At 70.7% G+C, this 10,797-nt stretch carries 4 protein-coding genes; all 4 read right to left on the bottom strand.

Features of this window, described 5'->3' with window-relative positions; all coding sequences use genetic code 11:
• Positions 1 to 19 precede the first annotated feature (19 nt).
• Positions 20 to 1,516, bottom strand: a complete 1,497-nt coding sequence (locus ACH4EW_RS26275) for an amino acid adenylation domain-containing protein (protein WP_398260894.1) — start codon at positions 1,514 to 1,516, stop codon at positions 20 to 22.
• Entirely contained in the window at positions 1,513 to 4,860 is a 3,348-nt protein-coding gene (locus ACH4EW_RS26280) for an amino acid adenylation domain-containing protein (protein ID WP_398260896.1), read from the bottom strand. The genes ACH4EW_RS26275 and ACH4EW_RS26280 overlap by 4 nt, the downstream gene beginning before the upstream one ends.
• Positions 4,853 to 6,652: a carbamoyltransferase gene (locus ACH4EW_RS26285; RefSeq protein WP_398260898.1), complete on the bottom strand. Its 1,800-nt coding sequence runs from the start codon at positions 6,650 to 6,652 to the stop codon at positions 4,853 to 4,855. Before ACH4EW_RS26285 ends, ACH4EW_RS26280 begins: the two co-directional genes overlap by 8 nt.
• A gap of 50 nt (positions 6,653 to 6,702) precedes the next feature.
• Positions 6,703 to 10,797 (bottom strand): amino acid adenylation domain-containing protein (locus ACH4EW_RS26290; RefSeq protein WP_398260900.1); only part of this gene is annotated, 4,095 nt, incomplete at its 5' end.

Genomic DNA, 10,797 nt, shown 5'->3' on the forward strand with positions numbered 1-10,797 from the left:
CGGTGCGCGTGTGGCTCGCTCAGGGAGGTCTCAGACGCTCCTCGACGATTTGCCGCACCCCATTGCGATCGGTCTTGCCCGAGGCATTGCACGGCAGTTCGTCGAAGAACAACAGGCGTCCCGGCCGCATGTGGACCGGCAGCTCCCGCCGCAGGCGTTCGCGCAGTGCGGCCTCGGTGGCACCTGGGCCGACGGCTTCGCCGTCCGCGGCCCCGCACACCACGGCGAGATGCAACTCGGCCCGCCCACGCAGTGCTTCGGTGAGCAGAGCGACCGCCTGAGAGACACCCGGGGTGCGCTCGGCGACCGACTCGATCTCACCCAGCTCGACCCGGTGTCCCCGGATCTTCACCTGGTCGTCGATCCGGCCGTGGAAGAAGAACTGCCCATCGGTACCGATCCGCACCATGTCGCCGGTCAGATAGGCGCGGGAGCCGTCGGGGCCGGTGGTGAAGGACCGGGCGGTGAGGCCGGGCTCACCGACGTAGCCGCGCGCCACGCCGTCCCCGTAGAGACAGAGTTCACCGACCTCACCTTCGGCTACGGGCCGCCGTGACCCGTCCAGCACCTGGGCGCGCAGACCGGTGATCGGTACGCCGATCGGCAGCGGGTCCCGGTAGGGCGGACGGATCTCGGTGCACAGACCGCAGACGGTCGTCTCGGTGGGGCCGTACCCGTTCCACAAGGTACCGACGACACCGGCCAACTCCTCGGCCAGCGCGGCGGGCAGCGCTTCCCCGGCGCTGACCAGCTGAGTGAAAGTCCGCTCACCGGCCAGGAAGGGAAGCAGCAGCCGCAGCTGACTGGGTGTGGCGTACGCGGCACCGGGCGGCTGGGTGAGCAGCCATTTCGCGAAGAACTCCGGGTTGCGCGCACACCGCGAAGGAGCGACCGCGATCGTGCCGCCGCTCGTCAGCGGCACCAGCATCTCCGGCACGGACATGTCGAAGACGATGCTGCTGTGCGCGAGCATCCGGTCGCCCGGCCCCAGCCCCATGGCGCCGGAGAAGTAGTCCAGCATGGTGAGCAGCCCAGTGTGCTCGATCTCCACCCCCTTGGGAAGCCCGGTCGAGCCCGAGGTGAACAGGATGTACGCGGCCGGCTCGGCCTCGGCCGGCGAGCCGGCGGCCTCGGCCGCCCGCCCGGAGACCACGTCGCCGACGGCGTCGCGGACGATGCCGTCGGCGTACGGAAAGGGAACGGCCGCCGCGCAGCGCGCCTGCCGGATCTGGTGGCGGCGGCGCTCGGCCGGCGCCGCCGGATCGAGCGGTACCGCCACCGCGTCCAGCAGCCAGATCGCCAGCAGGGCGACCACGTAGTCGGCGCCGTATCCGCACTCGACGGCGACCCGCGTACCGGGGCGCACCCCGTCCGCCGACAGCCCCGCCGCGCGGGAGCGGGCGGCGGACTCCAGTGCCGCGTAGCTCAGTTCGCCGCTCTCGTCGACGATGGCCGTGGCGTCCGGCTGGACCTGCGCCCAGTGCAGGAAACGGCCCAGGGAAGGAGCGGCGCTCACAGCTCGCCTCCCGCCAGCTCCTGCCGTACGAGGGCGGTGAGCCCGCGCAGGGTGGGGTTCTCGAAGAAGTCGACCAGATCGATCGTGACGTCCAACTCCTCGTCGAGGAGGGCCAGCAGCCGCATGGCCTTGATGGAATGTCCGCCCACGTTGAGGAAGTTGTCCTCCGGACGGGCGCTCCCGCTGTCCAGCACCTTCTGCCAGAGCGCGGTGACCGTGCCGCCGACCGGGTCGCCGTCCTGCGCCCCATCGGCGGACTGTGCCGGTGCGCAGCCACCGGCAGCGGCCTCGGCCGACGCCGACAGGAGTGCCTCGCGGTCCGCCTTTCCATTGGCGGTGACGGGGATACGGTCGACAATGATCACCGTCGGCAGCATGTACTGCGGCAGTTCCCTGCGCAATCCGTCCCCCAGCGCGGTGGTGTCCACGGCCGTGACCGGTTCGGCCATGGCGGTGTCCGGTGCCACGAAGGCGATGATCTCGATGCCGTCGTCCGTCGGACGTCCGAGCACGACGGCGTCGGCCACCCCGTTCTGCCTCCGTACAGCCGCCTCGATCTCGGCGAGTTCGACGCGGTGGCCGCGCACCTTCACCTGGTCGTCGAGCCGTCCGACGTACTCGTACCGCTCACCGGGCAGGACCCGTACCTGGTCGCCCGTACGGTAGAGCCGCTGCCCGGGAAGCTTGGCGAACGGGTCGGGGACGAACGCCGCGGCGGTCTGAGCGGGGGCGTCGAGGTAGCCGTGGGCGAGCCCCTCGCCGCCCACATACAGCTCTCCGGTCCCGCCGGCCCCGACCCGCTGCCCGGATGCGTCGAGGACGTACGCCGTGCTGCGCGGGAGCGGGCGACCGAGGGGGACCACGCCCTCGGCGAGATCCTCGGCGGTCACCTCGTGAGTGGTGCTGAACGTTGTGTTCTCGGTGGGGCCGTAGCCGTTCACCACTCTGGCGGGCGGGCCGGCCGCGAACAGCTTCCCCAGCCTCCGCGCGTCGTGCTTCTCACCGCCGAAGAGCAGCACCCGCAGATCCCGGAAGGCATCCGGTGCGAAGTCCACCATCTGGTTGAGGAGCGTCACGGTGAGGAACATGACGGAGATGCTCTCGTCGGTGAGGAAGGAACGCATGCGCCGCGGTGACAGCAGAACGTCCCGGTCCGCGACGACGAGAGTGCCGCCGCCGGCCAGCGCTCCCCAGACCTCCAGCGTCGCCGCGTCGAAGGCGGGATTGGATACATGCGCGACCCGGTCGGCGGGGCCGAACGTCACGAAGTCCGCATCCGGCACCAGCCGTGCGACGGCACGGTGCGGCACCACCACTGCCTTGGGACGGCCCGTCGAGCCCGAGGTGCAGATCACGTACGCCACATCGGCTCCGGTCACCGCCGCCGGGGCCACCGGAGCCCCGTCGGTGACGAGCAGCTTCTCCAGCTGATGGGCGGGCACCACCTCCGCGAGCAGTTCGGCAGCCGTGCCGTCCGTGACGACGGCCGCCGTCGCCGCGGTCCGCACGATGTGCCGAGTGCGCTCGGCCGGCTGAGCGATGTCCACCGGCAGGTAGGCGGCGCCGGCGTACAGAATGCCGAGGTACGTGGTGACCGACGCGATGCCGCGTTCCATCGGTACGGCCACCACCGAGCCGCGGCCGATCCCGGCGGTCCGGAGCCCGGCGGCCACCGCGCTCGCCCGCCGGTCCAGCTCCCCGTACGTCAGTGTCGTCCGCCCGTGCCGCACCGCCACCGCGCCCGGGCGCTCCACGGCGTGGCGGTGCACCCTTTCGTGGATCCCGGCGAACACGTCGAGCGCCTGCGTACCGCGCTCCGGCAGGGGGGCGTCCGGCCGTGCGAAGGCGTCGCCGACAGCCGCAACCATGCGCCGGTGCAGGGCGGCCGCCGCCTCGTCCGTGAACAGGTCCGTGGAGTACTCCAGTTCGCAAACCGTTCCGTGACCGGTCCGCGTGACCAGCCACAGCACCTCGTACTTCGCGGTGCCCGTGCCGATCTGCTCACGCTCGGCGCTGTGACCGTCCCACCGCAGCCCGCACCGCGTGGTGTCCATGTAGGTGAGGGCGGTCTGAGCCAGCGGGGCCCGCGAACGGTCCGTGGCAGGCCACACCTCGTCGACGAGCGTCTGGAACGGCACCTGTTGATGGGCGAGGGCACCGGTCACCACACGACGTACCGACCTCATCACGTCACGGGCCGTGGCCCCCGGCCGGACGGTGAACCGCAGCGGCAGCGTGTCGACGAACATGCCGACCTCGCCCGCCTCGGCGGGACCGCGCGAGGAGGCCGGCACGGCCAGCACCAGATCCCGGTCGCCCGTCACCGCGACCAGACCGGTCACATAGGCGGCCACCCACGCCATGAACGGACTGAGCCGCTCCTCCTCGGCCGACGACAGGATCGTCGACACCTGCGCCTCCTCGAGCACGATGCGATGGGCGGCGCCCGCGACACCCGGCCGCGCCGGACGGGCGAGATCGTGCGGCAGGGACAGTGCCTCGGGGCAGCCGGCGAGCATCGTCCGCCAGTGATCCAGCGCTGCCCCGGCGTCCCGGGGCCGTACGGACACGGCCTGCCGGGCGGCGGATTTTGGCTCCCACTCCGTGCCCTGAGAGCCGGAGCCGTCCCCGTAGAGCTGCTGGAGCTGTGCCTCGACGAGATCCAGCGAGACCCCGTCACACACCAAGTGGTGCACCGTCAGGACCAGTTCACTGCCCGCGTCGCCCCGGTCCACGACAAGGGCCCGCAACAGCGGAGGCCGGCCGAGGTCGAACGGTGTGCGGACCTCGGTGTCGACGAGTTCGCGCACACTGTCGTCCGATACATCCCGCGCGTCCACCCATCGGCAGGCCACGGAGACCTCCCGCACGGTGAGTGAGAGCGCGGGCTTCACGAAGCCGCGCCGCAGAGCCTCGTGCCGGTCCGTCAGCGTGTCGAGCGCGGCGCGCAGCCTGGTGACGTCGAGACCGCCGGGGAAGCGGTAGCGGACGGCGAGATGGTAGACGGCACTGGCCGGGTGGAGCTGTTCGACGGTCCACAGCCGTTCCTCGGCGGCGGTCAGCTCCCTCGTCTCCGGCGTTCCCTCATCGGCGCCGCCGCTCAACGCCGCCGACAACGCGCCGAACTCCGGGTACTCGTAGAGAATGTCCAGGTCGATTTCCCGGCCGGTCAGTTCGCGCAGCGAGATCGCCACCTCCACGGAGAGCACGGAGTCCCCGCCCTCGTCGAAGAAGTTGCAGTCGTCGCGGATGTCGTCCAGGCCGAGTGCGTTCCGCCAGATCACGGCGAAGGCCTCACGGAGCTCTGCCGCAGGACGAGCGGCGGGTACGGGCCGCTCACTCATGGGTCGCTCCTGCGGTCCCGGAGGCCGACGGCTGGTCACGGGTCACCAGCCAGTCGCCGATGGCCAGCGCGTCCAGTGTCGAACGGGCGTACGTGGTGACCGCGACGCCCGGCGTCCGCACGATCGGCTGGCCGCGCAGATTGAACGAGGTGTTGACCACCATCGGGATGCCACGGTCGTCACCGACCCGGCGGATCAGGCGCCAGAACCTCGGCGCGCTCTCCCGGTCGACGGTCTGTACCCGGGCCGAGCCGTCGACATGCGTGATCGACGGCAGCTTGTCGCGGTACTCGGGCCGCACCTGGGCCACGAAGAGCATATGACGGTACGTCGGCTCCTGACCGGGCTCGATCTCGAAGTAGGTGGTCGCTTCCTCCGCCAGGACGGCCGGCGCGAACGGCCGGAACTCCTCACGCTGCTTCACGACGGTGTTCAGATGGGCACGCATGCCGGGCGACGCCGGGTCCGCGAGGATGCTCCGGTTGCCCAGCGCACGCGGGCCGAACTCCATCCGCCCCTGGAACCAGGAGACGACTTTCCCCGCGCCGATCAGCGAAGACACCTCGGCCAGCAATTCGTCCTCGGCCAGCTTCCGCACGGTGAACCCGGCACCCAGTCCACGCAGCTCCGCCTCGATGTCCGTGTCGTCGAACTCCTCGCCCCAGTACGGCATCGTCATCGGGGCCGGCGACGCCGGTATCTGCTGCTGGAGCTGCCACAGCGCCGCGCCGAGGGCCGTACCGTCGTCCCCCGACGCCGGCTGCACGAAAACCCGGTCGAACAGACCGCTGCGGGCGATCACACCGTTGGCCGTGCAGTTCAGCGCGACACCACCCGCCATGCACAGATTGCGGGATCCGCCCGCGCTGTCGGCCGTCTCGCGCAGGACGTACAGCAGGCTCTCCTCCAGCTTGCGCTGCACGGTCGCCGCGACATCCATGTGTCTCTGGCCGAGCGACGCCTCCGGATGCCGGGCCGGACCGAACAGCTCCTCCAGCCGCCGGATGGCCCCCCGGTGCGTCTCCCGTTCCGTCGGCGACTTGTCGTGCGCCAGGACGGGGACCAGCAGCCGTCCGCCCGGAGCCCGGCGCACCAGCTCGTCCGCCACATTCGCGTACCGGCTCGCGTCCCCGTAGGGCGCCAGACCCATCACCTTGTACTCGTCCATCCCCGGCAGGAACCCCAGGTACTGGGTGACGACGCTGTAGAGGATGCCCAGCGACGCGGATATGGAGTAGCTGCGCACACCGTGCAACGCGTCACCGATGCCCCGCAGGACCGACGTGGACTCGGCCTCGCCCATGCCGTCGGCCACCAGAACCGTAGCGTCGGAAAACCCGCTCAGGTAGTAGCTGCTGGCGGCATGGGCGACATGGTGGCCCACCCGGACGAACTTGCGCTCCCAGTCCTGGTCCGGATAGTGCGCGCGCAGCACCTCGTACTGCACGTCCTCGCTGTACACCTCCCGGTACCAGCGCCGGGCGAACTCATCGCGTTCGAACGCGACGGACGGCTCGTAGCGGAAGCCGTGTGCGACGAAGTCGACATCGTCCAGGGTCACTCCTGCCATCCGCAGGCACGCCTCGACCGCGTCGACGGGGAACGCGCCTGTGCCCTTCACCCCGTCGTGCCGCTCCTGCGCCGAGGCGGCGATCACCCCCTGCTCCCCGACCAGGGCCGCGGCCGAGTCGAGGCCCTGCACCACACGCTGTTCCCGCCAGTCCAGACCGGGCAGCATGTTCTTCTTGACGGACAACGATCGGTCGAGTCCGCTGACACCGAGCACCAGCACGTCGAGTTCCTTTCGAAAGGGTCCAGCCGGATTCGGATGCGTACGGCGGATCAGGACCGGCCGGACACGCCGCCCCCGTCGGTCTGATCTGTCGGATCGTCAGGGCCGGCGAATACCCCGGCCACATCCCCGATCCAGGGCTCCCGCATGAGCTGGTAGTGGTCGCCGTCCGCATACGAGACGCGCAGAGCCCCGGCGAACCGCTCCCATCCGGCGATCGCGGCACGGACGGCCGCCTCCTCACCCCGGCGGGACATCACGAGGTGCACGGGGCCCGGGTAGGGGGAGGGCCGGTGCCCGGCCAGGCCGGACAGCATCCCCTGCCAGAACTCCATGAGTGACGCGGTGACGGGCCCGTTCAGCTCGGCCAGCGCCTCCGCGTCCACGCCGAGCAGCCGCAGCACATCGTCGACGGCATGCTCCGCGAGGAGCCGGCGCGACCCCAGCCGTGCCACATCGGTACGCAGCCGCTCCAGCGCCGCCACATCCGCCGCCGTGTCCGGCCCCTGCTGAGGAGCTGCGTCGATGATGACGACACGATCGGCCACGATGCCCCGGTCCGCCAGCCGTGAGGCGATTTCGTGCGCCAGCACTCCGCCCGCCGACCAGCCGGCGATCACGGGCCGCCGCCCACGGAGCAGGGGCGCCAGTTCGCGGGCGTATCCCGATGCCAGCGATGCGAAGTCCGCCGTCTCCGCCCCGCCCATCAGATCCCCCTGGACTCCCAGGACTTCGAAGGAGCCCGCGACCCGCGCCGTCAGTTCCCGGTAGCAGAAGAGCGTGCCGCCGAGCGGATGCACCAGCACCAGCGGCGGGAGACCGGGAGAGCCGCCGAGACCGATGACGCTGCGTGGGCCGCTGCTACGGCCCCTGTGCTCCCGCGCGTGCCGGGCGTCGTCGAGATACGCGGCCTGACCCGCCAGTGTGGGAGTGCTGTACAGCTGGGGCAGCGGAACCGTGGTACCGAATGCGGCACCCAGCTCACCCGCGAGCCGTACGGCCAGCAGACTGTGCCCGCCGATCGCGAAGAAGTCGTCCTGCCGGCCGGCGCGAAGGCCGAGGAGCTTGTGCCACACCTCGGCTACGCGACGCTCCGTCCGGGAGAGCGCCGACTCCGCCGCGCCACTGCCCGGTTCGCCCTGCCCGCCCGGGCCCTCGATCCCCCCAGAACCTCCGGTTCCGTCGTGACCTGAGCCGGGGCCGGCGGTCAGCAGGGCGCCACGGTCCAGCTTTCCGGCCGGCGTGAGCGGCAATGCGTCGACCACGACGAAGTGTGTCGGAACTGCTGCCGACGACAGTCGGGAGGCGGCATGCCGTCGTAGTTCCCGCTGGTCCGGGGCACCGCCCTGTGCCGGTACGACGTTCGCGAGCAGCCCCTCATGGTCCGGATGGCGGCCGACGATCGCGGCGGTCACGCCCGGATGGGCGCGCAGTACCGCCTCCACCTCCTCCGGCTCGACGCGCTCCCCGAGCACCTTCAGCTGGTGATCCACCCGCCCCAGGAACTCCAGCTCGCCGCGGTCCGTGAGACGGCCGAGGTCCCCCGTGCGGTAGAGGCGGCTGCCCGCCGGGCCCCAGGGGTCCGGCACGAACCGCTCGGCAGTGACCCCGGGGCGGCCGAGGTAGCCCCGGCCCACGCCGGCGCCGCCGACGCAGATCTCACCCGCGGTGCCGGGAGGCACCTCATGCCCTGCGGCGTCCAGGAGATGGATGCGGGTGTTGGCGCAGGGCCGGCCGATGACGGGCCCGCCGTCGTCGGTCACCCGTGCGACGGTCGCCTCGACCGTCGTCTCCGCCGGTCCGTAACTGTTGAACACCCGCACCCCGGACCGTTCGCCCAGTGCCGCCCATAGGTCGGGCGGGCACGCCTCGCCGCCGAAGACGATCAGTCGGGGCGGCCACGGCGCATCCAACAGTCCTTGTTCGACAAGGAGTTGAAGCTGGACTGTGGTCGTGTCGATGACGTCCACGGCCCGCTCACGGTCATGGGCGAGGGCGACGAGATGTCCGGGGTCACGCCGCTGCTCCTCGCTCATTACGCACAGTGTGTGACCGTCGAGCACCAGGAGGACCTGTGCCAGCAGGAAGTCGGAGATGTATGCCGATGTGCCGGTCACCACCCGCAGCGGCTTCTCGGCGCCCAGCGAACGGGTGCGAGCCAGCGGCGTCCCTACCGCGTAGGCGGCAAGGCTGCCGTGCTCGATCATGACGCCCTTGGGACCGCCGGTGGTGCCGGACGTGAACATCACATACGCCAGGTCGCGGGCGCTCACGGCCGGCAGCGCGGAACCGGCCGGGCCGTCTTCGGACCGTGTACCGGTCTCCTCCTGCCCTGCCCCGTGCGTGACGGCCGACAGATCGAACAACCGGTGACCGCTCGGGGCGGCCTTCGGGTCGTCGGTGATCAGCACAACGGGCCGGGCCTGATCCAGCATCGAGCGCAGGCGGTGTTCCGGCAGCCCGGGATCGAGCGGCACGAATGCGGCCCCCGCCTTCCACACCGCCCAGAAGGTGGTCAGCGCGGCCGATCCGGGCCGCAGGAAGATTCCGACGAGATCGCCGTGACGCACCCCGTCCCGGCGCAGCTGCCGGGCGAGGCGGTCGCTGTCCTTGTCCAGCCGGGCCAGGCTGATCCGTGTCTCGCCGTCCTCGATCGCGAGCGCGTCCGGGGTACGGGCGGCCTGCCGCCGCAGCAACTCGTGCACCGGAACCCTGCCGGCTGCCCGGGCGTCCGTCGTGTAGTTCAGCATGTCGAGCAGCGCCTGCTCGGCCTCGCTCAGCAACGGCGCCCCGTATGCGTCTGCTCCGATGTCCGCCGCCACCGCTTCCAGTGCCCGCAGGTGGTAGTCGCGCAGCCGGGCGACCTGGCCGTCCGACAGCTCCGCAGTGTCGTACTCCAGCTCCATCCACATCCCGCCGAGCACCGATTCCCGGCTGAGCGTGACGCTGAACGGGAAGCTCGTGGGGGCCACACCTGGAACGTCGCTGCCCGGTCCCTCCTTGGCCAGCGCACCCGCCTCGGCGAGCGCACCGAACTGCGGAAAGCTGTTGTAGGTGAAGTTGACCTCGAAGAGCGGCGCACCGCCGAGCTCGCGCCGGAGCGCGGCCATCGGGTACCTGCGGTGCGGCAGCATCTCGCGCTCGGCGTCGAATACGGCCCGCGCCAGATCGGCCCAACTTCCCTCTGTCAGACGCAGTCTGAACGGTACGGTGTTCAGGAAAAGCCCCCGGACCTCGGCCCCGTCGGTCTCCTCCAGCCGCCCGTTGGCCGTCAGCCCGGTGATGACATCCGGGTTCCCCGTCGCCAGGCTCAACGCACGCAGATGAGCGGCCAGCAGCACTGCCTTGAGCGGAACACCGGCCTGCGCGGCACCGTGCTCCAGCGCGGTGAGGAGCTTTGGCGGCAGATGCGTGGTGACGCTGCGGCAGCCCGGCTCATCGGTCAGCTCGGCAGAATCGCGCGGGAGGCGGGTATCGGGGCGGTCGGTGAGGAGGTCCAGCCAGTAGATGGTGTGTGCGGGGGTGGTGAGTGCGGTTTGTTCGGCTGCGATGTAGTCGCGGTAGGTGGAGCGGAGGGGTGGGAGTGATGGGGTGTTGCCGTTGAGGAGGGTGTGGTAGGTGTCGATGATTTCGGCGAGGGTGGAGGCGAGGCTCCAGCCGTCGAGGATGGCGTGATGGTCGGTGACGGTCCACTGGAAAGCATCGTCGGACAGCACATGGACGGTCATCCGGAACAACGGCGCGGCGCCGATGTCGAACACTGTCGCCCGCTCGGTACGGACGCACTCCCGCAGAGCGGTGCGCTGCGCGTCGTCCCCGAGACCTCGCAGATCCAACACCGTCAGCTGCACATCGGCGTCCGTGTGCACCAGTTGGAGCGGCTTGCTGTACCCGGTCAGCGCCAACGACGTACGCAGAATGGGATGCCGCTTCACCACCAGCGCGAGAGCCCGCCGGAAGACCGGAGCGTCGAACGGGCCGGCGACCGAAAGGTTCTCGACGTTCAGATAGGGGTTGCGGTCGGGGTCGCGTTGCATTTCGTAGACCATACCGATTTGGAGTTCGGCCATGGGGTAGGCGTCGTCGAGGTGGTGGGGGAGGTGGTTGCGGTCGTGGGGTGTGAGGAGGGAGAAGGGTTGGGTGGT

The organism is Streptomyces sp. NPDC018000, from assembly GCF_044328025.1.
GTDB lineage: Bacteria > Actinomycetota > Actinomycetes > Streptomycetales > Streptomycetaceae > Streptomyces.

Bases quoted from the DNA above. Each gene is read 5' to 3' on its own strand.
- ACH4EW_RS26280 (WP_398260896.1), bottom strand. From the start codon at position 4,860: ATGAGTGAGCGGCCCGTACCCGCCGCTCGTCCTGCGGCAGAGCTCCGT.